Annotated in this window: 23 protein-coding genes and 1 pseudogene; 10 read left to right on the top strand and 14 right to left on the bottom strand. The window is 57.0% G+C overall.

All coding sequences use genetic code 11. The annotated features are described in order from the left end of the window. Positions 1–11: 11 nt before the first annotated feature. Positions 12–932: a helix-turn-helix domain-containing protein gene (locus tag BUA39_RS09170; RefSeq protein WP_110721834.1), complete on the top strand. Its 921-nt coding sequence runs from the start codon at positions 12–14 to the stop codon at positions 930–932. 63 nt (positions 933–995) lie between these two features. Here BUA39_RS09170 and BUA39_RS09165 read toward each other — a convergent pair whose 3' ends face one another. From BUA39_RS09165 to BUA39_RS09135, 7 genes are all read right to left on the bottom strand, one after another. After that, a complete protein-coding gene (locus BUA39_RS09165) occupies positions 996–2,144 on the bottom strand; it encodes a CaiB/BaiF CoA transferase family protein (RefSeq protein WP_072792913.1) in 1,149 nt (382 codons plus the stop codon). A gap of 3 nt (positions 2,145–2,147) precedes the next feature. Then, on the bottom strand, positions 2,148–3,317 hold the full coding sequence (locus BUA39_RS09160) for a CaiB/BaiF CoA transferase family protein (protein ID WP_072792912.1): 1,170 nt from the start codon (positions 3,315–3,317) through the stop codon (positions 2,148–2,150). A 15-nt stretch (positions 3,318–3,332) separates the two neighbouring features. Then, on the bottom strand, positions 3,333–4,142 hold the full coding sequence (locus tag BUA39_RS09155; protein WP_072792911.1) for an IclR family transcriptional regulator: 810 nt from the start codon (positions 4,140–4,142) through the stop codon (positions 3,333–3,335). A gap of 15 nt (positions 4,143–4,157) precedes the next feature. Then, the gene (locus BUA39_RS09150; RefSeq protein WP_072792910.1) at positions 4,158–4,913 is read right to left on the bottom strand and encodes an enoyl-CoA hydratase/isomerase family protein; all 756 of its coding nucleotides are present in this window, start codon (positions 4,911–4,913) and stop codon (positions 4,158–4,160) included. Positions 4,914–4,921: 8 nt separating this feature from the next. Further along, positions 4,922–6,202 carry a TRAP transporter large permease gene (locus BUA39_RS09145; protein ID WP_072792909.1) on the bottom strand — a complete coding sequence of 427 codons (1,281 nt, stop codon included), beginning with the start codon at positions 6,200–6,202 and terminating at the stop codon, positions 4,922–4,924. Then, on the bottom strand, positions 6,199–6,690 hold the full coding sequence (locus BUA39_RS09140) for a TRAP transporter small permease (RefSeq protein WP_072792908.1): 492 nt from the start codon (positions 6,688–6,690) through the stop codon (positions 6,199–6,201). Before BUA39_RS09140 ends, BUA39_RS09145 begins: the two co-directional genes overlap by 4 nt. A gap of 62 nt (positions 6,691–6,752) precedes the next feature. Next, a complete protein-coding gene (locus BUA39_RS09135; RefSeq protein WP_072792907.1) occupies positions 6,753–7,748 on the bottom strand; it encodes a C4-dicarboxylate TRAP transporter substrate-binding protein in 996 nt (331 codons plus the stop codon). A gap of 183 nt (positions 7,749–7,931) precedes the next feature. Between BUA39_RS09135 and BUA39_RS09130 the strand changes: the two genes are divergently transcribed. The 9 genes from BUA39_RS09130 (at position 7,932) to BUA39_RS09090 (ending at position 19,016) form a co-directional block, all read left to right on the top strand. Continuing rightward, positions 7,932–9,047 (top strand): ABC transporter substrate-binding protein, encoded by a 1,116-nt coding sequence (locus BUA39_RS09130; RefSeq protein WP_072792906.1) that lies wholly within the window; start codon positions 7,932–7,934, stop codon positions 9,045–9,047. Further along, on the top strand, positions 9,048–9,764 hold the full coding sequence (locus tag BUA39_RS09125; protein WP_072792905.1) for an SDR family NAD(P)-dependent oxidoreductase: 717 nt from the start codon (positions 9,048–9,050) through the stop codon (positions 9,762–9,764). 12 nt (positions 9,765–9,776) lie between these two features. Next, on the top strand, positions 9,777–10,799 hold the full coding sequence (locus BUA39_RS09120) for a zinc-binding dehydrogenase (protein WP_072792904.1): 1,023 nt from the start codon (positions 9,777–9,779) through the stop codon (positions 10,797–10,799). A gap of 415 nt (positions 10,800–11,214) precedes the next feature. Further along, positions 11,215–12,846 (top strand): GMC family oxidoreductase, encoded by a 1,632-nt coding sequence (locus BUA39_RS09115; RefSeq protein ID WP_072792903.1) that lies wholly within the window; start codon positions 11,215–11,217, stop codon positions 12,844–12,846. Between the two features lie 138 nt (positions 12,847–12,984). After that, the gene (locus BUA39_RS09110) at positions 12,985–13,941 is read left to right on the top strand and encodes an ABC transporter permease (RefSeq protein ID WP_072792902.1); all 957 of its coding nucleotides are present in this window, start codon (positions 12,985–12,987) and stop codon (positions 13,939–13,941) included. Between the two features lie 63 nt (positions 13,942–14,004). After that, a complete protein-coding gene (locus BUA39_RS09105; protein ID WP_072792901.1) occupies positions 14,005–15,042 on the top strand; it encodes a sugar ABC transporter substrate-binding protein in 1,038 nt (345 codons plus the stop codon). A 58-nt stretch (positions 15,043–15,100) separates the two neighbouring features. Then, positions 15,101–16,072, top strand: coding sequence for an ABC transporter permease (locus BUA39_RS09100; RefSeq protein WP_072792900.1), 972 nt, complete (start codon positions 15,101–15,103; stop codon positions 16,070–16,072). Next, a complete protein-coding gene (locus BUA39_RS09095; protein WP_072792899.1) occupies positions 16,072–17,571 on the top strand; it encodes a sugar ABC transporter ATP-binding protein in 1,500 nt (499 codons plus the stop codon). The genes BUA39_RS09100 and BUA39_RS09095 overlap by 1 nt, the downstream gene beginning before the upstream one ends. Positions 17,572–17,582: 11 nt before the next feature. Next, positions 17,583–19,016 (top strand): aldehyde dehydrogenase family protein, encoded by a 1,434-nt coding sequence (locus BUA39_RS09090; protein ID WP_072792898.1) that lies wholly within the window; start codon positions 17,583–17,585, stop codon positions 19,014–19,016. A 77-nt stretch (positions 19,017–19,093) separates the two neighbouring features. On the opposite strand, the pseudogene BUA39_RS16980 reads toward BUA39_RS09090, so the two are convergent. The 7 genes and pseudogenes from BUA39_RS16980 to BUA39_RS09055 all read right to left on the bottom strand — a co-directional run bounded on the left by BUA39_RS16980 (position 19,094) and on the right by BUA39_RS09055 (position 25,898). Further along, a pseudogene (locus tag BUA39_RS16980) lies at positions 19,094–20,227 on the bottom strand (serine hydrolase domain-containing protein). A gap of 38 nt (positions 20,228–20,265) precedes the next feature. Next, positions 20,266–21,108 (bottom strand): CPBP family intramembrane glutamic endopeptidase, encoded by an 843-nt coding sequence (locus BUA39_RS09080; protein WP_242648569.1) that lies wholly within the window; start codon positions 21,106–21,108, stop codon positions 20,266–20,268. Between the two features lie 116 nt (positions 21,109–21,224). Beyond that, positions 21,225–21,857 carry a TetR/AcrR family transcriptional regulator gene (locus BUA39_RS09075; RefSeq protein ID WP_072792897.1) on the bottom strand — a complete coding sequence of 211 codons (633 nt, stop codon included), beginning with the start codon at positions 21,855–21,857 and terminating at the stop codon, positions 21,225–21,227. A gap of 151 nt (positions 21,858–22,008) precedes the next feature. Further along, positions 22,009–22,377 (bottom strand): cupin domain-containing protein, encoded by a 369-nt coding sequence (locus BUA39_RS09070; protein ID WP_072792896.1) that lies wholly within the window; start codon positions 22,375–22,377, stop codon positions 22,009–22,011. Positions 22,378–22,399: 22 nt separating this feature from the next. Further along, positions 22,400–23,446: an ABC transporter permease gene (locus BUA39_RS09065; RefSeq protein WP_072792895.1), complete on the bottom strand. Its 1,047-nt coding sequence runs from the start codon at positions 23,444–23,446 to the stop codon at positions 22,400–22,402. Beyond that, the gene (locus BUA39_RS09060) at positions 23,446–24,957 is read right to left on the bottom strand and encodes a sugar ABC transporter ATP-binding protein (protein ID WP_084604855.1); all 1,512 of its coding nucleotides are present in this window, start codon (positions 24,955–24,957) and stop codon (positions 23,446–23,448) included. The genes BUA39_RS09065 and BUA39_RS09060 overlap by 1 nt, the downstream gene beginning before the upstream one ends. Continuing rightward, positions 24,954–25,898: an ABC transporter permease gene (locus BUA39_RS09055; RefSeq protein ID WP_072792894.1), complete on the bottom strand. Its 945-nt coding sequence runs from the start codon at positions 25,896–25,898 to the stop codon at positions 24,954–24,956. The genes BUA39_RS09060 and BUA39_RS09055 overlap by 4 nt, the downstream gene beginning before the upstream one ends. Positions 25,899–25,917: the final 19 nt, after the last annotated feature.

Below are 25,917 nucleotides of genomic sequence, written 5' to 3'. Positions count from 1 at the left end.
GAGGAGCCGTCTTGGACTTAGGAAAGATAAATTCATCCAAACGTAAGATTGGTGGAAAAAAAATCTGGGACCCGTCCCGCAGCATTGTCGAAAAGCTCCCGAACGAGGTCGTTTTGGGGCGCGGCGCGCCTCGGATTATGGCCACACCGCATTGGCATGCGCAGGTCGAAGTCAATTTTGTGTCAAAGGGATCAGTCACTTACGAGATGTACGATGCCCATTGGACAATTCCCGAAGGCTGCTGTGCTTTGTTTTGGGGAGGTCTGCCGCATCGGCTGTCTGATTGTTCTGAAAACGGCCAGATGGAGGCGATTCACCTGCCGCTGGTGCATTTTTTCCGCCTGAAACTGCCTGAGTTCGTCAGCGAGACATTGATGGGCGGCGCAGCTTTGGTCACACAAAAACCGATTCTCGAGGACCAATATTCCGTCTCGCGTTGGTGCGAATATCTGCGGTCTGGTGATCCGCACAAGCGGTATGTCGCCACCGAAGAGATCCTTTTGCGCCTCGAACGGCTGGCATTTGAGCCTTATGAAATCGTCGAGGTGACCAAATCCAACGGCACGCCAATAGAAGATGGCGGTGCAGGTAATTTCGACAAGCTGACGCAGATGCTGGACTTCGTGACCCAGCACTTCCGCGAGGAAATCGACGCAACGGCAATCGCGGAGTCCATTTCGGCGCACCCGAAATACGCCATGAGCGTTTTTAAGAAATCCACCGGCATGACGATGAACAACTACGTCAAACTGCTGCGCTTGTCCTATGCGCAGTCGTTGCTGATGCAGGACAATGACAACGTCCTGAACATCGCCATGCGCGCGGGGTTTGGCTCGCTCAGCCAGTTCAACAAATGTTTCCGCAGCCACGTTGGCATGACGCCGAGTGATTTTAAGAAGCAAGCGCAGGCGCGGCAGATCAATTACAATTGAAACGGGATGGATCGGGCGCTTCGTCCGATCCACTACCATCCTATCGCTGTGATCGGATCGTCGCTAACTCAGAAATGCCTGCGTGATCGCATCAACATCCGCGTTCAAGGCGGGGCCAAGCGCGGATATTGGCGTGCGCTGCCCGTCCAATCGCAAGGGCGAACGCATCAAAGTCGTCTCAACGCCCCCTATGGCCCCAACCTTTGACAACATGTCCAAAGCTTTGAAGGCTTTTGATTCCAGCAGTTCCGGCCATTTAAGGACACGCGCGCACCAGATGCCCTTGGCCGACAGGTCGCGTTCCCAATCCGCGGCACACCGGGTCAATAGTCGCTTTGAAACCAAAGCCCGCACCTCTGCCCGTCGCGTGAACGTCGCCCCCGGCTCATCTTCAAAGGGGATCAATTCTGGCATATCCAACCCCGCAGCCAAAAGCGTGAGCGGCATCATCGCCAGCGCCAATTGACCCTTGTCGGTTTCATAAACCCCGTAGGGTGCCGACAGATACCCGTGCGCCGACCCTTCTGCCTCGCGTTCGGGCAGTTTCTGGCCGTTGTTCAAATAGGTGGTCAGCAGTTCGAACTGCACATCAGCCATACATTCCAAAAGGCTGGTTTCCACCAAGGTCCCCTCGTTGTGCATGGCCTGCCGATATAGCCCAGCAAGCAAACCTTGCGCCAAAGTCGCGCCCGTCAGCAGATCAGCCAGCGGCACACCAACCGGGACCGGCCCAGAGTCACGGTTGCCGTTTAGCCACATGATCCCCGAACGTGCCTGCGCCAGCAAATCCTGACCGGGCAGATCTTTCCAAGGCCCTTCGGTGCCATATCCAGAGACGGAGCCATAAACAACTTTGGGATTGATCGCCCGAACGTTCTGGAAACTTAGCCCAAGCCTATCGATCACGCCGGGACGGAAGTTCTGAATGACAACATGGGCCTGCGCAGCCAACCGCAAGGCTTGCGCACGGCCAGCCTCGGTTTTCAGGTCCAGCGTTATGCTTTCCTTGCCCCGGTTGATCGCATGAAACAGCGTCGAGTCGCCCTCGATCATCGTGTCCGACAGATACAGCCGCCGACAGAGATCACCGCCGCTGGGGTTCTCGACCTTGATGACACGCGCACCAAGGTCCTGCAGCCGCAACGATGCGTAGGGACCCGCCAGAAACTGGCTGAAATCCACAACAACCACACCTTTAAGCGGCAACGCCATGGCCTAGGCCTCGGCCGAAGCCGCGACCTCGGCAAAAACCGCCTCGGTATCTTGCCCCAGTTTAGGCCCCACAGCCGACGCCATCGGCGCGCTGCCATCAATGCGGATGGGGCATTTTGTGGTCAAAGCCTTAGCACCCCCTTCGGAGGTCAAGGTCTGCACAAGCTTTGCAGCTTTGAAACCCTCGGTTTTGACAAAATCCACCCAATTGAGCACCGGCGCGCACCAGATGCCCGCAGGCTCCAGAATATCCAGCCAATGCTGCGTCGGCTGGGTGGCAAAAACGTCGGCCACGATCTTTTTGATCTCATTGAGGTGACTAAACGCCTTATCCTGCCCGAATTCCGCAATCGCAGGTGTGTCCAGCAGATCGGCCACCACCTTCAGCGGCGTCATGGCAAAGGCCATATACCCATTGGCGGTCTTGTAAATTCCATACGGTGCAGGCTGGTAGGGGTTTGCGTTGCCAACTTCGTGCCGCACGGGCTGGCGGTTGTTGTCGTTCAGGAAGCAGGTGAATTGCTCAAACGTCAAGTCAACTGCTGTGGTCATTAGGTCGACCTCAACCAACCCGCCCTGCCCGGTTGTGCCCCGTCGCAATAGACAGGCAAGGATGCCCTGCACCAGATTGCCCGCCGTCGCGACGTCCAGCATCGCAAACCCTGTCGGCACCGGACCATCTGCTGCATTCCCGTTCAGCCAAGCAATGCCCGAAAGGGACTGCACCAACAAATCCTGCCCCGGCTTTTTGACCCACGGCCCTTCGGTGCCATAACCCGAAACGCCTGCATAGACCAACCGAGGGTTCAAACCCTTAACGGTCTCATAGCCCAGACCAATCCGCTCCATCACGCCGGGACGGAAATTGTGGATCAGCACGTCCGCCGTTTTGATCAGCCGCTTCACAGCTTCAAGATCGCCCGCGTCTTTCAAATCCGCCGCGACGCTTTTCTTGCCGCGATTGAAGGTGTGAAACACAAGGCTGTCGCCCTCGAGCATCTGGTCATTCACCACCATAGACCGGCACAGATCGCCCCCCTGCGGACGCTCGATTTTGATCACCTCGGCCCCCAGATCAGACAGCCGCATAGCGGCAACCGGCCCGGCCAAAAATTGAGCGAAATCCAGCACGCGTAGACCAGAAAGTGGCAGGGTCTGAAGGCCGTCTGACATGAATATTTCCTTTGACTATTCAGTAAGGCTGGCGCCGAACGGGCTTTCGTCCGGTCGGAAACCAAGGGATTGAGAAAGTTCGATGGCGGACAGTCGTAGTGTCGCCAGTGTTTCTTCGGCGCTGGATCCAAGTCCAATTTGCCCGATAAAGCCTGACGTGATCGCCCCCACGATGCCGCGCGCGTCAAAGACCGGCACACAGAGGTTGCGCACGCCTTGGATCATCATACTGGGCGTGTCCTCGTATCCATCTTCCCGGATGCGCGCCAACCTATCCCGGACCTGCGCGCGCTCAACGCTTGGAATGCGCGCAAGATAGCGTTTCTGGGCGTCATCAGATGTATAGGCGAGGATCACGTGGCCAGAACTGGTCTGATCCACCGGGAACAGCGCACCCGTGCGCACCGCATACCCCGCGGGCAATGGGCTGTGCACCGAACTGATCACCAAGACATTGCTCCGGTTAAGAACCCCAAGGTGACAAGACTGGCTGGTGCGCGCCGCAATCCGTTCTAGGATCGGCAGCGCGGATTGGATCAAACGCTCTGTCGGATCATGGCGATGGGACAGCTCAAACAACTGCAAAGTCAACGCATACCGCCCGGTGGCCGGGTCTTGGGAAAGGTAATCGCGATCCGTCAGGTAAACGACCACACGATAGATTTCCCCCATTGTACGACCAAGGGCGTCGACGATCTCGTTCATCGTCAACCCATCGGGGCTTTCTGACAGCAATTCCAGCACATCCAGTGCCTTTTCCACTGCCGGCACCGAAGACTTTGTCTTCCGAGCCGCCCCTTTATCTTTGTCGTCCTGCGCTGCCATATTGAATGTCCCCGATTACAAGGCCTTCAGCTTAGCAAGTTCGCGTTTGGCAAAACAGAGCGACATGAGTTCATTTTCATTGCGCAGACCCTGTTCCGTCGTCAGGTCCATCGCACTGCGCACAGCAGATTTCACCGCCTGTGTTGCCACGGTGGAATGACCCGCAATCAACGCGGCGATCTCATGCGCCTTGGTCAGTTCCTCGCCATCTTCGACCAGCCATTCGATCATGCCCGCCTTTTCGGCGTCTTCTGCTGAAAACCGCTCTCCGGTCAGCAAGTATTTCATCGCCACGCCGTAGCCACACATCCGGGTCAAATGCTGCGCCGCGCCGCCTGCCCCGTTCCAGCCCAAGGCGACCTCTGGCGCTGCAAAAACAGCCGACTTTGCGACGACCCGAAGATCACAAGCGAGTGCGATCTCGAGGCCGCCGCCAAGCGCCCATCCCTTGACCGCCGCGATGGACGGTTTGCGCAAGCCCAGGATGGGTGGGAGATAGTCAAAGCGGTTGCGCCAGGCCCAAAAATCTTCGTAGCCTTCCAGCGCCTTAATGTCGGACCCCGCGCAAAACGCGCGTTCACCTGCGCCCCGGAACACCACGACATGTGCGGCTTCGGTTTCATTCGCCTCGGTGCAGCAGGCTGCGATCTCGCGATACATCTCGGGCGTCAGCGCATTGTGTTTGTTGGGCCGGTCCAAAATGATCTCGGCAACATTGCCTGTCAGTTCAAAGCGCACTCGGCCATCGGGGCCATCAGGTTGATCGGACATGGGACCTCTCAGTTGAATTTCAGATTTGGCAGCCAAAGCGACAGCTGCGGTATAAATGTTAGGACAAACAGCATCCCAAAAAGAAGGATGTAAAACGGAACCGCCGCGCGGATGAATTTCGAAATCGGCACCCCTGTGATCGAGCAGGTGGTGAACATCAAAGTCCCCAGTGGCGGCGTCACACCCGCGACCGTCAGGTTGAACACCATGACGATGCCGAAATGCACCGGGTCAATGCCAACCTTCGTGATCACCGGCACAAGGATCGGTGTCAGCAAGATCAGCGCAGCAGAGCCTTCGATGAACATGCCAACCACAACCAGCAAGAGGTTGATCAGAATGAGCAGCAGATAGGGGTTCTCTGTCAGGGCCAGCATTGCTTTGGCGAGTGCCGACGGGATTTGTTCCCACGTCATATAAAAGCCAAAGGCGCTCGCCATGCAGATCACCAATAGGATCACGGCGGTCGCCTGCATCGTCTGTTCTAGGATGGGCTGAATATGCGACAGTTTCAGGTCGCCATATAAAATGCCAACAATCGCGGCAAAGGCGACAGCCATGGCCCCGGCTTCAGTTGGGGTGAAAAAACCCAACCGAATGCCCAGCACAATGCCAACCGGGACCATCAAGGCCAGAAAGGCCGAGGCAAAGGCGCGGCCGCGCACGGACCAAGGCGCCGGGGCATCAAAGGCAGGTTTCAGTTCCAGTCGACGCGCCTCATAGGCCACGGTCACCATCATCCCGGCGCAGATTACCACACCCGGCACGATCCCTGCCAGAAACAGCTGTCCGATGGAAACGTCGCCCATAAAGCCATAAAGGATAAGCCCAATGCCCGGTGGAATGATCACCGAAATAATCGAAGACGACGCCGTGACGGCCGTTGAAAAGGCCGGATCATAGCCGCGACGGCTCATTTCTGGGACCAAGATTTTGGATTGCATCGCCGCGTCCGCATTGGCCGAGCCAGAAACGCCACCCAAAAGCGTCGACAGCAGCACATTCACCTGCGCCAACCCGCCCTTCCAGTGGCCTGTCATGGATTCCGCAAAGGCCATCATCCGAGAGGTGATACCCGCGTAATTCATCACGACGCCCGTCATTACAAACAACGGCACAGCCAACAATGGAAAGGAATGTGTGACCGCCACGGCGCGTTGCACAAAAAGTTCCGGCGGCATCGCGCCAGAAATCAGAAAGAACGACAGCGCGGCCATGCCAATGGCGATGGCGACCGGGATGCCAATCCCAATACCCAGAAGCAAAATGAAAATGGGCGCAATCGTCATAGCAGGTCCTCTGACGACACGTGCTGTGGCTCGCCAATGATATTAAGAAGGCGCAGTGCCGAGGTGACAGACATGCCAACGAAGGAAATCGTCGTCGCGAGGTAGACGTAGCTAAATGGGATATCGAGAACGGGCGACGGGCGGGAGGCCCCTTTTTGCATCATCAAGACGCTCAGATAGGCCACGTATGCAAGGAAACACAGGACCACCACGTCGCCGAGTTTCAGAACCGCTGACCGCAATGGCGGGGACAAGCTGTCGATCAGCAGCGTCACGCGGATATGCCGCCCGTCGCGCAGGGCTGTCATCGCGCCGATGAAGACCACCCAAGTAAAGAGAATACCGGAAAGTTCTGTGGTCCAGACCGCGGGCTTTTCTGTCACATAGCGGGTCAGAACCCCCCAAAGGACCGACAAGACCAAAACGGTCAGAGCTGAAAATGATATCAATGTCTCCGCGCGCCGGATCCATCGTCCCAGAGATTGCATCACGAACCCTCCCAAAATCCGCGAGGCCCGGCCACCAAATGGCAGCCGGGGTCTTCCGTCGTTTAGTTGTCTAGGATTGCACGAACTTGGTCATACAAACCTTCGGACCAATCTGGGAACTTGGTATAGACATCCGCTGTCGCAGCTTGGAAAGCTGCAATGTCGACGTCGCGGTTAAAGGTGACGCCTTCGGCTTCCAGCTTGGCAATCCACTCTTCTTCGCTGCCCAGCATCAAGTCGGTCATAAAGCCACCGGCCTTGACTGCTTCGTCATTGATGATGTCCTGAATGTCCTGCGGCATCGCGCCAAAGACATCAGAGTTCATCATCAGACCTGTGAAGCCCTTGAAGTGACCTGTCAGGGAAATAACCTTTTTGGTCTCATGCAGCTTTGCACCATAGATCGATGGCAGCGGCGCTTCGGCCCCTTCGACGACACCCGCAGAAAGCGCAGAATACACTTCACCCCATGCGACCTGCGTCGGACGCGCGCCCATCGCATTGAAGGTTTCCACCCACATAATGTTTGGTGGTGTGCGGAAGGTCATACCCGCTGTATCCGCCGGAGAGCTGATCATCTTATCAGACAGCATGTGTCGCGACCCAAACAGCCAGTTCAGCGACAGAAGTTCCAAACCGGACTCATTGCGCAGCTGGTCCTTCAGGCCGGCATAAAGATCAGAGTCGACGATCTTTTGAAAATCACGTGGGTCTTCCATCAGGTAAGGCCCACCCAGAACGCCAAAGTCCGCCACGAAGTCACTGAGGTAACCCGGATCGGAAATCGTGATGATTGGGGCACCAGCGCGCACCTGTTCAAACACTTCAGGGTTAGATCCCAATTGCGCGTTCGCAAAAATCTCGATGGCCACGCGCCCCTCGGTGCGCTCTTCGACGTTCTTCACAAACTCCTGCATCGCCTGATGCAACGGCTCTTTGTCAGACGTCACATGAGCCAAACGGAAAGTGTAATCCTGCGCGGCAGCAAGAACCGGAGCCAGCGCGATCGCTGCGGTTGCAGCCACAAGACGGCCAAAGCGGCCAAGTTGATGTGTCATGTTGTTCCTCCCACGCCGATTAACTGCAGCCTCAACCCATTTGAGGCATCGATTCGGTAAGTGTGAATTTTCGACGCATCTTTTGGTAACACGCACTTTTCATATTTCAAAGTTAATTTTATACTTGAAAGCAAAGACCGGGCTGTGCCAATGTTCTCTGCAGGTACTTGGGGGGAGGCCCGAATGAATCTGAAAGGCATGACATGGGATCATCCGCGTGGATTTGATCCCGTTGTGGCGGCGTCAAACGCCTATGCAGCCACAACCGATGTGCAGGTCTCATGGGACAAGCGCTCGTTGCAGGCCTTCGCCGACGCGCCAATTTTGGATCTGGCAGAGCGTTATGACTTTATTGTCCTAGACCACCCGCATGTCGGACAGATCGCTGAGTCAGGCGCGCTCTTGCCACTGGATTCCAACATCGACGCTGCCGCCTCTTTGGGCGGCTCTGCGGAAAGCTACGTCTGGAATGGTCAGGTCTGGGCCTATGCGATTGACGCTGCATGCCAGATGGCCGCTTATCGACCCGACCTCAAAGCGCCATTGCCCAAAACATGGGAGGCGTTTCTGGCGCCCGATGCCGCAAAGTTCCGCCCGCTGACACCGCTTTTGCCTGTCGATGCCTTTGACATGTTTATGACCTTGGTCGCGGGACGCGGCGAAGAGGACATGCCGCTGAACACTGAGAAATTCGTCACGGACAAAAACGGTCTCTATGCGCTGAACATTCTGCGCGCGCTTTACAATCTGGGCCCGGACGAACAGGCCGACATGAACCCCATCGCGGTGCTCGAAGCCATGAGCACCACCGACGATTTCGCCTGTTCGCCCTGCCTGTTCGGCTACGTGAACTACGCAAGGCCCAATTTCCGCGACCACCAGATCGCCTATTTTGACCTACCGCTATGCGAGGGCTACGACCGGCCCCGTGGTATTCTGGGCGGCGCAGGGATTGGCGTTTCGGCAAAAACAAAAGAGCCCGAAGCCGCCAAAGCCTTCGCCAAATGGATCACATCGGCCCCAGTGCAATCTGGCCTCTATTTGCAAAACAATGGCCAGCCTGCGAACAGACACACCTGGATCGAACAGGGCAGCAACCCCGAAGTCGCTGGTTTTTTCAAAGGCGGGTTCCACACTATCGACAACGCCTGGACCCGCCCCCGCGACGTCTGGTTCCTCGGCTTCGTGGACGATGTTTGCGAAATATTCCCATCCTTTTTCCGCAAGGCCATCCCGGCAGAGACGTTCCTCGGCCAGATCAATGCCCTGTTTCAAAAGCACGTACAGAAGGACACGTAGATGCCAGTTGCCGTAATCACCGGAGGAAACAAAGGACTTGGCTTTAGCCAGTCACAACGGTTTCTGGACGCAGGTTTTGACGTCTGCGTGGTTGCCCGCAGCGAAGGCGATTTTGCCAAGCTGAACGGCAAAGCGCATTTCGTGCAATGTGATGTCGCCGCCGACCGAGAGGCGTCTTATATGGACGCTATATGTAAAGAGTACGGCCCGATTGCCGCGCTGGTGAACAATGCGGGTGTGCACCTGAAAAAGCCCATCTGGGATGTTGCCGCAGATGAATTGGACACGGTCCTGAATATCAACGTGCGCGCGATGTTTGCCGCCTGCGGCGCCTATGTGCGTCTGCACAAAGAAACCGGCGGCGCGATTGTGAACATCGCCTCGATGGGCGGCATTATGGCCCTGCCCTCTGCGGCCGCCTATGTCACCGCAAAAACCGCCGTGGTTGGCCTGACGCGCTCGGTCGCTGTCGACGCCGCGCAATTTGGCATTCGCTGTAATGCTGTCAGCCCCGGCTTTATCGATACAGACATGACCCGCGCAGTTCTGGCCAAAGACCCGGCGCGTCGCGACAAAATCGAAGGCCGCATTCCGACCCATAACTTTGGCGCTGCCGAAGATGTGGCAAACGCCATTTTCTACCTCGCCTCCGATCAGGCCGCCTATGTGAACGGCGTCAATCTGCCCGTCGATGGCGGCTACGCCATTGGATTTTAAGGACTAAGCAGCATGTCACGCATTGAAACCAAACTCACCGCGGCCAAGACCATCGCTTTTACCGATCAGGTCACGCCCGACGCAATCCCGGAAGGCCACGCACGCCTGCGCCTCGCCGTGGCCTCGATCTGCGGCACCGACCTGCATTACTTTTCGCATTTCGCAAATGGCATCTTCGTTTTGAACAACCCGGTGACACTGGGCCACGAAGCCTGCGCCTATGTGGTGGATGCCAACGGCAGCGACTTGAAAGAAGGTCAGCTTGTTGCCCTCAACCCCATTATGAACTGCCAAACATGCGAACCCTGCCAGCGCGGCGAAGAAAACCTCTGCACCAGCAAGAAATTCCCAGGCTCCGCGACTACAGTGCCGCATCTTGACGGGTTTTTCCGCGAGACCATCGACCACCCGGCCCGCTGTTGCCGACCAGTGGCCGATGACGTCGACCCGCGCCACCTTACATTTGCCGAACCCATGGCCTGTGCGCTGCATTCCTTGAACAAAGGCGGCGTGTCCGCCGGGCAAAAGGTGCTTGTGACCGGTTGCGGCCCGATGGGGCTGTTGGCCATCGCCGGTGCCGCCGCGCGGGGCGCCGAAGTCACCGCGATAGATTTGCGACCCAAAGCCGTTGAATTGGCGCTGCGTGTGGGCGCAACCAACGGCCTGATTGCGGGTGAGTTTGAAGAAAAAGACATCGAAGGCAGCTTCGACGTTGTGGTGGAAGCCAGCGGCGCGATCCCTGCTTTCAACTCCGCCCTGAAAGCCGTGCGTAAAAAAGGCACGGTTTCGATCCTCAGCAATATGCAGATGAAGCCCGCCGAGGTGCTATTGAACCTCATCATGCTGAAAGAGATTCAGGTCGTCGGCTCCTTCCAGTTCAACAAGGAATTCGAAGAAGCGGTGCAATTGATCGAAGAGAAGAAGATCGACTTCGACGCGCTGACTGCCGCGAGCTTTCCGCTGGCAGAAACCGACAAAGCACTTGAGCTAATGGCCTCTGGAGCGGCCTTCGGGAAGATCATCATCCTCGGCTAGCCGAGGGTTTCCACGGGGAGGGGAAACAAAAAGAACAGGCGATGCAATGGGTTTTGGACGGCTTTCAGAGTGGTCCGCCATTCACGTTGCTTCGCTGCGAAAGGCCTCGGTTAGAGGCTCCATTTGCCGAAAGGCATCGACCTGGAAAATAAACGACAATCTCAGGTCATTCATCTAAGTAACCAGTGTTTTTGTACGATTATAAAGCCGACAAACTAGACGGCTTTCACGAATTGTGCGGATTTCTCATCGTTATGCTTGTTTTTGGTCATACCAAATGCTACCAAATCCAAGGAGGCGAACAGAATCAGAATCGCGACGCATGTTGCGCACTGGCACTGGATCGACGGCGTTTGGAAGGCGCCGATAGGAAAACGGTCTGCATGGCACGCCAAGCAGACTTGGGGAGAAGATAATGACGAAGACCTACGATCATATCGTGATCGGCGGCGGCTCTGCGGGCTGTGTCGCGACCTCGCATCTGGTGGAAGCAGGGGGCAAGAATGTCCTGCTGCTTGAGGCCGGGCATCATCACCGCCACCCGCTTTTGGATATGCCGCCCGGTGTTTTCAAATTGCTGAAGAACGGATCGAAATTTTTCAAAACCCATGAATCTGTGCCGCAGGAACACCTTGGTGGTCGCCGGTCAGAGATCCCACAGGGCAACGTTTTGGGCGGCGGGTCATCGGTAAATGGCCAGGCCTATGTGCGCGGTCGGCCCGCCGACTACGACGAATGGAACGACATCCTGCGTGGCAACAACGACGCCGTCAGCTGGGCTTGGGAAGACGTCCTGCCCCATTTCAAGACGCTCGAAGGTAACCGCAAATTTAATGACGATCTGCACGGGGCCGACGGCAAGTTGGTCGTTTCTGACCCCGGCTATATCGACGACATGGCGCGTTGGTTTGTGCAGGCGCTGCAAGCGCAGGGCGAACCATTCAATCCAGACTTCAATGGCAAGAACCAACGCGGCGTGGGCTATTTCCAGTTCACCTACAATCAGGGGCAGCGCATCTCTGCGGCCTATGCTTTTATCGAACCCCTGATGCGCGCCAAAGACCCGCGCCTGACGGTGCAGTTGAACGCACAGGTGCAGCGCATCCTGATCGAAGACGGCCGCGCCGTGGGTGTCGAATACAAAGACAAATCCGGCACCGTGCAAACCGCGCGCACAAATGGCGAGGTGATCCTTTCGTCGGGCGCGCTGATCACGCCAAAAATTCTGATGCTCTCGGGCATCGGCCCGGCAGAGCACCTGAAAGAGCATGGCATTGACGTGGTCGCCGATTTGCCCGGCGTCGGAGAGAACCTGCAGGATCACCCGGATGTTGCCATCGTCGCCCGCGCCAATGGCCCCTATGGCTATTGGAAACAGGATCGCGGCTGGAACATGATCCGCAACGGGATCGAATTTAAACTCTTCAAACGCGGCAAGATCACCACCACCGGGCTCGAGGCCGCGACCTTTGTGAACCCAACCGATCCCGAAGCCCCACCCACACACGAAGCCTACTGTATTCCGATCATGTATCTGGATGACGAAAAGCTGAAAGAGGTGGGCGACGGCTACGGCGTCTCGATCCAGATCGTTTTGCTGAAACCGTATTCGCGCGGTGATGTGAAACTGGCCTCGGCCAACCCGGACGACATGCCGTTGGTGTCACCCAACTTCTTAAAGGATGAACGCGATCTCGACGCGATGGTCACCGGGCTGCGCTATTTCCGTCAAACCATGGAAACCAGCCCACTGGCAGACAAGGTTCAGGAAATTGTCGCGCCTCATCCGTCAAAGTTCACCGACGACGGGCTGCGGGACCACTGCCGCGAGTTCGTGAAAACCAACTACCACCCGGCAGGCACGGCCAAAATGGGCGCCGACGGAGACCGCATGGCGGTTCTGGATTCCCGCATGCGCGTCAGGGGAATCGAAGGGCTGCGGGTCTGCGACATGTCCGCCGTTCCAGAAATTCCCGCCGGAAATACCAACGCGCCCGCCATGATGCTGGGCCATCGCTGCGCCGAAATGGTTCTTGGCACGTTGTAACATCATACCAATATCGCATCTTTGTATGACGATAATGGAAAACTTGAACTAATTATTGACAATATCTCGAATTGTCTATCCAATCTGACCAGACTTGGTCATACCAAAACTACCAAGCCTCTGGGGAGGGGCCACCACATGCAGGACTTTGGAAAACTCTTTCGGGAGAACAACATCATCTTCGTCACACTGGCGCTGTGTCTGGTGTTCTTCCTGATCAGCCCACGCTTTCTGAGCGTCGACAACATGTCGGCGATCTCTCGGCAAATCGTGCCAATCGGCCTGATTGCCCTGGGTCAGTTCTTCGTTGTTGTTTCAGGCAACATCGATCTCTCTATGGGGATGGGATCTGTCCTGTTTGCCATCGTTTTGGGCGTGATCTTTGGCGTCACCGGGGGCGTGGCCCTCGGCATCGTGGCAGTGATCGTCTTTTCGCTGGCTTTTGGCTTTGTGAACGGGCTTTTGGTCGCCAAGTTAAAGCTCCCGTCATTCATTGTGACACTTGCAGGCCTATTCATTGCGCAGGGACTGTCTGGGCTGATCATTCCGCGTGGACAGCAAATTTTCCTGATGGGTGGGTTCTTCCGCTTTGTCGGCGCTGAAAAATACTTTGGCTTCTATGCAAGCTTCCTGTTCCTCGTCGCGCTCTTTGCCCTTGCCTATGTGGTCTACAACCACACCCGCTGGGGCGCCTATGTGATCGCGATCGGCAACAGCGAAGAGAACGCCAAGCTGGCGGGCATCAACGTTGATCGCGTGAAAATCGGTATCTTCATGTTCTCTGCTCTGTGCAGCGGGTTCGCAGGTGTCATCCTGTCCTCGCGCATGGGCTTTGTGCAGCCGGGCCTTGATGGCAATGGCCTGCTGCTGGACGGAATTGCCGCAATCATTATCGGCGGAACGCTGATTTTGGGCGGACGCGGCACTGTTACAGGTGCCTTCTGGGGACTGCTGTTTATTGGCGTCACCAACAACGCGTTGAACCTGCTGAACGTCACCGACGTGTGGCATCAGGTGTTCAAAGGGTCAATCATCCTGGCGGCTCTCGGTGCGAACTACGTACTGTGGCAATCCCGTCAGGCGGAGGCGCAATAATAACTACCAAAAAAGGAGCGGGCATTCCGCATCCTTTCCATCGTATTCAACTAGGAGGAAGACATGAATACATTCAAAAAACTGACTGCGGGGCTGGCACTCGCCGGTTCCATGATGGGCACCACCGCGCTTGCTGCTGATGGCACGCTGGATGTCGTGTTCATCAACGACGGCCACGTCGCGCCCTATCACGTCGCTTGGCTGTCTGGCTTTGAGGACGCCCTGAAAGCCTATGACGAAGCGTTTGACGACGTGAAGGTCACAGGCCGCTGGCTGTCCGCCGAAGGCTCTCTGGAAAAAATGATCCAGCAGGCCGAAGTCACCATCAACGAAAAGCCTGACGTGATGTTCGTGAACGCGATCAACGTCGACGCGTTCGAACCACTGGTGGCCAAGGCACAGGCCGAAGGCATCACATGGATTGCTGTGCACTCTCCAATGGACAGCGCAGACTACAGCTTTACCCTGGGTGACGTTGTGAACGGCACCAACCAAGGTATGGCGATGTGCGCCCTTTCCGGCGGCGAGCCATACAAAGTTGGCATCATGCTGGGCCAAGCAGGCAACCCATCCGGCGAAGCACGCCGCGAAGGTATCCTGAAAGGCATCTCTACCTGTGACAACATTGAAGTTGTGGCAGAACAGCCTGCTGACTGGGACACCGTCAAAGCGCAGTCCATCACAGAAAACTGGCTGACCCAGTTCCCTGATCTGGACGCGATTTCTGGCGTGACCGATGGGTACATGTACCCAGCGATTGCTGTGTCCCAGAACTCTGGCCGTACAGACATCGACTTCTATGGCTATGACGGTGACATTCCGATCATCCAGCAAATGGAAGGCGGCAACGTCAAAGCGGACATCCTGCTGTCCGGTACACGCGAAGGCTGGAACTTTGTTCAGATGGCATACCGCATCTACAAAGGCGAAGAGATCGAAAAAGTTTACGACTTTTTCACTCCACTGGTCCTGAGCAAGGAAAACCACGAGATCGCACTGGCCAACGGCTTCCCAGCTGACGTTCAGGTCTATCACGTCGAAGACGCACTTGAAGTGGCTGCCAAAGGCTACCTCGAGTTCGGCCCAGACTCCGTGAAGTAAAAGCACCAGCCCCGGCGCTCAAAAGTGGGTGCCGGGGCCCACCGAAAGGAAGTCCAAGATGGCAGATATTACGGCACCCCAACGCCGCAGCTTCTCTCTGGATGGCCTGACCCTGCGCTACGCGGTTTTGGTCGGCCTCATTGTGATCGCCTCCATTGGTTTCAGCATGGCCAATGAAAATTTCTATTCCATGACCAATATCGGCATTCTGCTGCGCTCGATTTCGGTTCTGTTTCTGGTCTCCATGGGGATGACCTTTGTGATGCTGACCGGTGGTATTGACCTCTCTGTCGGCTCTAACGTTGCCTTTTCCGGCGGTGTAGGTGTGGTGACATTGGTCAGCACCGGCAGCCCATGGCTTGGCTTCGCCGCAGCGATTTTGGCTGGTATGGCCATCGGCTGGATCAACGGTTTTTTCATCGGCAAGCTGCAACTGTCGGCCTTCATGGTCACCTTGGCGACCTTTGCCGCTGCCCGCGGGCTTGCGCTTGTGATTTATGACGCGGATTCCATCAACGTGCACGACCCTGTCTTCCTGTGGCTCGGTGGCACAAGCTGGGGCAACCTGCCTGTTGTGATCCCATTCGTGGCGCTGATGTTCGTTGCGCTGTCGATCCTGCTTTATAAAACCACCTTTGGCCGCGACGTCTATGCGACCGGCTCCAATTTCAACACCGCCTTCGTGCTGGGCCGGCAACCAGGCCGCAAGCTGATCTGGGTCTATGTGCTAACCGGCGCCTTGGCTGGGCTGTCAGCCATCATCACCGTCGGCCGCGTGTCTTCGGGCCAACCTTGGACAGGCCTGTATCTGGAATTTGACGCCATCACTGCCGTTATTCTTGGGGGCACCGCCCTTGCTGGCGGACGCGGCAAGCTGCTGGGCACCATCCTCGGCGTGCTGCTCTACGGCATCATCATCAACGGGCTCGTCCTGACCGGCACCAACCCCTACCTGCAAAGCGTCATCAAGGGCGCGATCCTTCTGGGCGTCGTCCTGCTGGACACCTACACACAGCGAGGCAAAGCGTGATGAAAAACCGCATTGATATGAAGGGCATCGACAAAAGCTTCTTTGCCACCCGCGCCTTGAACAATGTCGACTTCTCTTGTGTCTCAGGCGAAGTGCACGCGCTTGTTGGTCTGAACGGGGCTGGGAAATCGACCCTGATGAAGGTCCTTGGGGGCGTGATCTCACGCGACTCGGGCACCATCGAGGTCAACGGCACCCCGGTCGAGATCAACTCCCCCGCCGACGCCAGCGCGCAGGGCATTTCCATGATCCACCAGGAATATTCCCTGATCAACGAGCTGACCGTTGCAGGCAATATCTTCTTGGGGCGCGAACTGCGCAAATCCGGCCCGTTCCTTGATAAAAAGGAAATGGCGCGGCAGGTGAAAGAACAGCTGGACCGCTTTGGTCTGGACCTTGACCCCTATAAACCGATCCGAGAGCTGAACTCCGGTGAAAAGCAGATCGTAGAAATCATCCGCGCCCTGATGTCAGACAGCTGGCTCATTGTGATGGACGAACCGACCTCTGCCTTGTCTGAAGAAGACAAGGGGCGGCTCTTTGAATTCATCCGCCGAATGAAGGCCGAGGGCATCTCCATCATCTATATCTCGCACCATATGCCAGAAATCTTTGGCATCGCAGAACAGGTGACTGTAATGCGCGACGGCCAGATCGTCCTGTCTGAACGCACGGCTGAAACCACCGAAGATGCCGTGATCGCCACGATGACCGGCACCGAGCTTGAAAACTTTGTGAAACCGCACAAAGAAATCCTCGGCGAGGTGCTGGTGAATGTCGCGGGGCTAACCAAAAACGAAGCCTATCAAGACATCTCCTTTGATGTGCATCGTGGTGAAATCCTCGTACTGACCGGCCTGCGCGGCTGCGGCGCCCCGGAACTCGCCAAGGCGATCTTTGGCTTGGATGGCGACTATAACGGCACGATCACCTATCGCGGTGCGGCTTTGAAACCGGGCCGTGGCCCGGCGGTGGCAGTCAGCGACGGCATGGGGCTCGTCACGGAAAACCGGGACAAGAACGGCATCCTGCCGCAGCTTTCGGTGCGTGACAATATCGCCCTGCCCTTCCTAGAGAAATCGGTGAAAGCCGGTGTGCTGGACGGGCGCGCCATTGAAAAAGTGGTGACCAAAGCCATCGCCGACACCTCGACCAAAACCTCCAGCCCCAATCAGGAAATCCGCTTCCTGTCCGGCGGCAATAAGCAGAAGATCTGCTTCTCCCGCTGGCTTGACCCGGATCTTGAATTCCTGATCCTGCTGGAACCCACCCGCGGCATCGACGTGCACGCCAAGGCCGACATCTACCGGATCATCGAAGATCTGGCAGAGCGCGGCGTCGGCATCTTGATCTTGTCCTATGAAATCGACGAGGTCATCATGCTCGCTGACCGGGTGATCACGCTTTATCAGGGCCAATCGGTCTCTGAGTTCACCTATCCAAACTTCGACAAGGATCAGATGCTCGCGGACATCGCTGGCGTCGGCCAACCTCACTAAGGGACCCAAAGATGTATTATCAGTGCTTTATCGACAACGAATTCATCGACGCCTCCAACGGCGCACGGATGTCGGTGGTGAACCCAGCCAATGGCGCACAATGGGCTGAAGTGCCCGCCTGTACAGGCGAAGACGTCGCCCGCGCTCTGGCGAGTTCACAAAAAGCACAGAAATCTTGGGCGCTGCTCCCGGCGTTTGAGCGTGCGAAATACATCTACAAGATCGCTGAGGGGATCGAAAAAGAGCGGGATTTGCTTGAAGAATTGCTGGTGCAAGAACAGGGCAAATCCCGCGCCGAAGCGGCTGGTGAGGTAACGGACACCATCCGTTACATGACCTATTCGGCAGAGGCCGCGCGTCGTCTGCGCGGGGATATCTTCCCATCCGACAACCCACGCGAACAGCTCTTTATCTACAAGGTGCCCTACGGCGTGACCCTGGGTCTTATGGCCTATAACTACCCGCTGGCGCTGATTGGCCGCAAAGTCGGCCCGGCGCTCGTGACCGGCAATACCATGATCATCAAACCACATGAGGCCACCCCGGTGACCGCCTCGGTTTTCTGTCGCATCGTGCAAGAAGCAGGCCTGCCTGCGGGTGTGATCAATATGCTGACCGGCACCGGTGCCGAGGTCGGCGCGCCGCTGACCGAAAGCCCCATCGTGCGCATGATCACCCTGACCGGGTCCATCCGCGCGGGCCAGATGATTGCCGAGGCCTCTGCCAAGAACATCACCGCGCTGTCGCTGGAACTCGGCGGTTCGGCACCGTTCATCGTACTGAAAGACGCCGACATTGACGCCGCTGTCGAGGCCGCTGTTGTGGCGCGCTTTGCCAACGCCGGTCAGGTCTGTATCTGCAACGAAACGGTGCTGGTGGAAGAGGCCATCGCCGATGAATTCACCGAAAAGCTGCTGAAACGCGCGGCAGAGGTCAAACTGGGTGACCCCGCCACCAATGGCGGCATGGGGCCAATCACAACGGCGGGCGCGCTGGAACGGGTCGAAAAGATCGTCGCGGACTCCGTCGCGGCCGGTGCCAAAGTCGCCCTGGGCGGCAAACGCCCTGCGAACGCCCCGTTTGAAGGCGGCAACTGGTACGAACCTACTGTTCTGGTCGATGCCACCCCCGAAACTGCCGCTGTGCAAGAAGAGATCTTCGGCCCCGTCCTGCCCATCGTGCGCGTCAAGGACTACGAAGAAGCGCTTTCTATCGCCAATGCCCGCCCGGATGGCCTCTCGGCCTACCTCTGGACACAAAACCCGTCCGTCTACATGGACGCCATCCAGCGCCTAGAAACCGGCACGATCTTCCTGAACTCCGGCATCACCGGCCTGATCCAAGGCTACCACAACGGCCACAAACTGTCGGGCGTCGGCGGCGAAGATGGCATTTATGGCATCGAAGGCTACCTGCAAAAACGCACGGTTTATCAGAAATTCTAACCTCCCTGCTGGGTCCAAGTTTGCAATCCTTGCAGCTTGGGCCCGTTTTTTGGGGGGGATCAAGTGGATCCACGCGCTTAGTCAGTTGTGACGACACCGATTAACAGTTCAGCCAATGCTGCTTCTAAGGCAGGTACCAAATCTGTGCTGTCATCCACAACACCCACATCCGTGTTGATCTGGAACGCGATCGTCAGCCCATAGTCCGCGTAGTGACGCAGGCTAGAAACATACCCAGGAATCCAGCCGCCATGTCCGTAGACCCTACCAAACGGTGTCTCAGAATAAATCGCGGTTCCTGCGCCATAGAGAATGCCCGGGGCATCCGGATGCACGGAAACTCCGTCTAGCAAGCGGTCCATGTAGTCGGACCCCAAAGCTCCACCTGAATAAAGTGCCTGCCCCCAACGCGCCAAGTCTTCCGACGTTGAAGCAAAACCACCACCGGTCCATTCGACAACCGGATTCCAAGCCAGCACACCATCATCATCCATGGTGTTTGCCTCCTATCCAAAAGGATTTTCGCCAATTGTGTAGCCCGCCGCCAAGCCCGGAATGGTGCGCGAACGCGATGGAAGGGTGTTGGTCAGTTGCAGCGGTTCAAGAAAGCGCTTTTGCACCAACTCGAAGGGACTATGGCCTGTCGCCGCTTCAATCGCCAACCCAAGCAAGACGTACCCGGTATCGCTATAGGTCCACCCTTCCCCAGCAGGAAAAAGTGCGGGTTCATCAAAGACGAGCGCTACTAGATCAACCGGGTCGAACGATCCGGTGTCACCCATCGCGATCAGCTTTTGGCCCGCATCCGTCATGTGGACATGATCTGGCACGCCCGCGCTATGTGTAAGCAGATGATCAATCGTTATTGTTGCCGAGTTTGGCACCCGATCAAACCATGGTTTTGAACCAAGGTGGCGCGATACAAGGTCTCGGCGTTTCAAAACGCCATCATCTTCCAACGACAGAATAAGAGCGCCCCAGAATGTCTTACCCACACTCGCCGCAAGCATGCGGTGCGTTGGTGTCATTTGCTGCTGAGACTCGGTGTTGGCCACGCCGACTGCAAAATTCTCGACCGCACCATCCGAGGCCGCAACACTGATGGTCGCTCCAGGAAACCCATAAGTTTCCCGGGACGCCTCAAGCAATGCCAAGACGGCTTCGCGGGTCTGCTCTGTTCCTGCATGGCTTGCCGTCGGCGCAAAACCCATCAGGCAGATCAATGCAGTTCCGATTTTGGAGGGCACGCTCATTGATTTGCTCCTCGGTCAGCAGGGATCACCTGAGTGACCGCACCTTTGCCGCCAAGCATGCTGTCGCGGTTCCACCAGACAACCGCAGCCGCGACGACCACCAAAATCCAAGTGTCATAGGGTTGGGCGTCAGGCCAAAATGGGTTGATCAACTGCCAGTGAAACAGCATCGGCAGCAACAGACTGCCGCGGGATGCATTGAAAAGGGGCGTTGCAATCACAGCAATCGCAATATTTCCCATAAGGAAAGGAAAGAAGTTCCAGCTGGCAAAAACCGTATTTGAAAGGAAAAAAGCCGGTAGGTGCCAGATGCCCCAAATCGTTCCGATGATCACACCCGCCCAAAGCGGCGCAACATGGCGTTGCAAAATCGGTTGCGCCACGCCGCGCCAGCCGAATTCCTCAATCGGCCCAAGAAAGAGCATCATAAAAAGGACCGCCACCATGGCACCTGCGCCTTCTGGCGGCATCGGGGCAATCAATGGCCCGCCCTTCAAAAGCGACCCCGCCATGAACACCAGCGGAATGCCAATAATGAGGAAGGCCGCCCAAACGGGTGACACACGCCAAAGCAACAGGCGGCTCAGGAAAGCCTTCAGCCCCGAAACACCCGAAGCGGTCAATATTAGCAAAAAGGCGGAAAGCGCCGGGGCCCAAGTCGCGAGAAAGAAAAACGGATGCGACCCGCTGATCTCGCCAAACAGGGCCACCGCCCCTTCGGGGGCGATGATGTAAATACCCACCACGCCCCAAGTGATGGCGAAGGTCAGAGCGTAGAACCCGATCAGGGTCCGAGACTTCAGATCGGTGTGCTGTTGCTGAATAAGTAAGTCTGTCACAGGATTTCTCCTTTAAGAGTTGTTCAAAGGAATTCCGCGGCCCCACACTTCGACTGCTAGCAGCCGGTCGACTTGAGGACCGTGAATATTCCAAGCCATTTTCCTGTTCGCGTCTTTTAGTCCACGCCCCTCACCGGGTTCATGAACTGGAAACTTCCCGGCTCCGCACCGAGAGCTTTTTCTATGATTGCCTGCATCACGCGCCTCCGCGCCCGAAGTTCAGCCTCGGTAAAGCCGAACATGTCGCCGTCCGTCAGAAACTGCGCGCCCGTGAAGAGGAATTGGATTGTCTCTAGGGGCTGCGCGACGTCAAACACGCCCTCCGCATTCCCCTGCTCGACGATTTGCGCAAGGATTGGTGACAACCGCAGCACCGTTTGAATGTTCGTGAGTTCGTGCAACTCTCGGTTCTCAGGCAGATGCAGCATCTCTGCCACCTCTAGGCTGTCGTCCCCACCCATGTGACTATTGCCCAACAGAGCTGCCATCTTTTGCATTGCCGATAGGTTTGGGGCTGCAGCCACCTCCTCTGCCATGGCGACGATCTGATCAAGCGTCTTGTCTACGATGGCGCGCAAGATGTCGGGCTTTGATTTGAAATAGTAATAAAACGTCCCCTTCGCGACGCCGATCTCCTGAATGATTTTATCGACCGAACACTTCGCATAGCCATGCGTGCGAAACAGCCGTTCGGCCGTCTCAACAATCTCTGCGCGTCGTTCGTCGGGGGCTTTTACGATTCGTGCCAAGTCAGGTCTCCAATTGAGACCTATCTACTGACTGACGGTCAGTCAGTCAAGAGGTAACGCAAACTTTGCATGGATCACTTGCGTACCAGAAAACAAACTGGTCAGAGACACTCTGATCAGCCCCAACCATTTCAAGGGCTAAAGACGCCCCCTACCCCGCCGCAATATCCACGCCGAACCACTCAAAATCCGTCTCGGCGTCATTGATCCAGCCATGCTGGGAATTCGGCGGGAAGAGGATCAGATCGCCGGGCGCATAGCGCAGGCGGTCCGTCTCGGCGCCTTCTGCGTTGTAAAGTGTCAGAAAGCCACTGCCTGCCGTCACGAACAGCGCATAGTCCCCCGGCCCCGCATGCATCGGCACCGTACCGCCACTGGGCACGCGCCCCTTGGCGAAGCTCAGCCCGCGGGCGGGCATCTCGGCAAGGACACCATATTCAATCCCAAGTTCGGCAACCGCATCCAGTCCCGGTGCCTCTTGGATGTCGCTCTTGTCGCTGACACGAATGACCTTGGCCATGGCTATTCCCTCCTGTCGATGTCTATTTGGCCGCCACCTCTGGCGCATCGCTGATCCCGCCGCCCGCGCGCGATACCGGCGTATCCAGCCCCAGCCGTTCGGCCCGTTGTGCTTCTAATGAGGCTTTCTGGCGCACCGCCGAATAGCGATCGATGGCCACCGCCGCCAGCAACACCGAGCCGCGCACAATGTCATAGATATAGGGCGAGGCATTCATCAGGTTCAGACCGTTATCAATCAGCACCAGAAAGACCGCACCAATGACCGAGCCAACCACCGTGCCAGACCCGCCTGTCAGCTTGGTGCCGCCAAGGATCACCGCCGCGATCACCGTGAATTCTATCCCGATCCCGATACCCGACTGCAGCCCACCAACCCGAGCAATCAGGATCAGCGCGGCGATGCCCGTCACAAGGCCGCTAAAGCCATAGACAAGGATCAGCACCTTATTGACCGGCAGGTTGGTCTCTTTGGCTGACCGTTCTGAGTTGCCAATCGCCCGCGTATAGACCCCCATCCGCGTGCGGCTTAGGACATAGACGCCAATGATCAGGATCACCAAAAGGATCAGGATCGGCACCGGAATGCCCCAGATGCGCCCATTGCCCAGAAAACCCATCTCGCGAGGGACCGGGATGTTCTGTGCACCCGTCAAATGGATCGCCGCGCCGCGATAGATCGAATAGGTCGCCAGCGTCGTGATCAGCGGCGATATCTTGAACTTCACCACCAACAGCCCGTTCAGCGCCCCCAAAAGCGTCGCGCAGGTCAAGGTGGCCGTGAAGGCCAAAAGGTAGCTTTCCGTATCCATGTAAAGCTGCGCAAATAGGGCCGAAGTCACAAACAAAATTGCCCCAACCGAAATATCAATCCCCGCCGTCAGGATGATAAACGTCATCCCAATCGCCATAATGGCGGTGACGCTCGACTGCACCAGAATGGCCTGAAAATTCGAGAAGGTCAGAAAGACCGGCGACACCACCGACAGGACGCCCGCCAACACGATGGTCGCCATGGCAATCGCCACCCATTTCTGACGTGACATCAAAGACCTCAGTGTCTCAACCATCACGCGGCCTCCCCTTCCCCAGCGGTGGCACTTGCCGCCAAAGAAATGATCTTCACCGCGTCATACTCTGCACGCTGGAATTCCCCCACCAGACGACCCTTGCGCATGACCAGCATCCGGTGCGTGGTGTGCAAAAGTTCCGGCAGATCAGAAGAGACAATCACGATGGTCTTGCCCATGCGCGCCAGTTCCGCAATCGCCGCGTGGATGTCGAACTTCGCGCCAATATCGACGCCCTTGGTTGGCTCATCAAAAATCAGAATCTCAGGCTCCATCGCCAACCAGCGCCCCAAAAGCACCTTTTGTTGGTTGCCACCGGACAAGTCGCTGACGTCGTTTTCAATATGCGGGACCGAGACATTCATCTGCTCCACAACCTCTGCCGCCTTGATCCGTTCGCCTTTGAATCCCAGACCTGCAATCCGTTTCTGAACAAACCGTGCAATGGCCGAGGCCGAAAGGTTCTCGCGCACGGGGCGATTCAGGAACAAACCGTTCGTGCGCCGGTCTTCGGTGATATAGCAAAGCCCCCGCGCCTTCATCGCGGCAACTGACCGGTCGGTGACCAATTCGCCGCCAATGCGAACCTCGCCGGTTGCGGGGCGCAGGCCAAAGATGGCCTCGGCCACCTCGGTGCGCCCCGCGCCCATCAGGCCCGATATCCCCAGTATCTCGCCACGATGGACTGTGAAATTCACATCCCTGAAGTCAGACGACGACAGTCCGCGCACCTCAAGTTCCGGCACATCGGTTGGCTCTGCCAAATCGACCTGCGCGTCCTTCAAGGTCCGCCCCACCATCATCTCTTCCAGCGCACGTTGCGGCACGTCATCCAGACGCCCCTGCCCCACCTGCTGTCCGTCCCGCAGCACAAGGAAGCTGTCGCAGACGCGGTAAATCTCTTCCATGAAATGAGAGATAAAGATGATCCCCAGCCCGCGCTCTTTCAGCTTGTCGATGATCGCAAACAGCTTTTCGCGTTCGACGGCGGTCAGGGAGGTTGTCGGCTCATCCAAGATCAGCACCTTGTCCGCATGCAGCAGCGCCTTGGCGATTTCCACCACCTGCTGTTTGCCTGCGCCAAGCGTTTCGATCAAAGCCCGCGGATCAATCTCGATCCCCAGGAAATCAATCTGTTCGCGCGCGATCCGCTCTGCATCGCGCCAGTTGATCCGTGCCGGATGCCCCGGCAGGTCCGACACACAGATGTTTTCTGCGACGGTCAGTGACCCAAACAGCGAAAGTTCCTGGTGCACCGCTGAAACGCCATGTTCCGCACCGTTGATCCGCTGCACCGGCTGACCCTCCACAAGGATCTCGCCCTCGGTTGGCTCCAGCAAGCCGCAAAGCATGTTTTTGGTAGTGGACTTCCCAGCCCCGTTTTCGCCGACCAAGGCCAGCGCCTCTCCGGGGTGGAGATCAAAGGTCACGCCATCGACCACAACCTTACCCGCAAAGGCCTTTTTCAGCCCACGCACGGAAATCGCCGGTTTCACTGCCTGATGTTTCATGTCGCGCTCCTTGACGACCCAAGGCGCATCGCAAGCCAGGTGCCTAGGAAAATCAGGACACCTTGAATGATCAGCTGGTCATAGAACGGAATGCCCACAAGGTTCAGCCCATTGGTCAGGATCGCAAGGATGCCAACACCCAAAAGCGTGCGTTCGACAGAGCCTTCTCCGCCGTTCATCCCGGTTCCGCCCAGCACCACGGCCCCAATAATGATCAAAAGCAAGGTATCGCCGACACCCGGAATGGCGTTGCCAAGGTTGGCGATGGAAATGAAACCCGCCGCCCCGGCCAATGCGCCTGCAAAAAGGTAGACGCTGAAATCAATGAACCGTGTGTTGATGCCCGCATGGCGCGCGGCTTCTGCGTTTGACCCGACCAGCATCACATGCCGCCCCCATGTCGTCTGCGACATCAAAAGAACCGAGAGGGCCACCAAGGCCAGCGCAACCAATGTCACTGCCGGGATACCCATCCAGGCCATAAAGCCGAAATCCAGCATCCAGAAAGGTGTACCTTTGACAGCAATCCCTTGGCTCAGAACAAAGGCAATGCCCCGTGCAATCAATTGCGTGGCCATCGTGGTGATAAAGGGCGTCAGTCGGAAGTAGCCAATCAGAACCCCGTTTAAAGCCCCAAAGCCAAGTCCGACGATGACCGCCGTCACCGCGCCAAGCGCCACATTGTCGGTCTCCGCCATCACGATGCCTGCGATCACGGCACTGGCGCTGATAACGGTGGAAATAGAAAGATCGATCCCCCCGGCAAGGAACACCACGGTCATGCCGATGGCGGCAATCAAGACCACCGCGTTCGCGCCGAGCATGGCTTCGAAATTGCCCGAGGTCAGAAAGTAGGGGGATAATAAAGAAAACCCCACCAACAGCACCGCGATGATCTGCAATGCAGGGTAGGATTTGAGAAACTTAGCAACTGACTGCACGCGCCTATACCTTCAACGA

Origin of the sequence: Cognatishimia maritima (assembly GCF_900129685.1) — a bacterium.
GTDB lineage: Bacteria > Pseudomonadota > Alphaproteobacteria > Rhodobacterales > Rhodobacteraceae > Cognatishimia > Cognatishimia maritima.
Note: the sequence above shows the minus strand (reverse complement) of the source record. Positions and strands in the feature narration are given on the sequence as shown.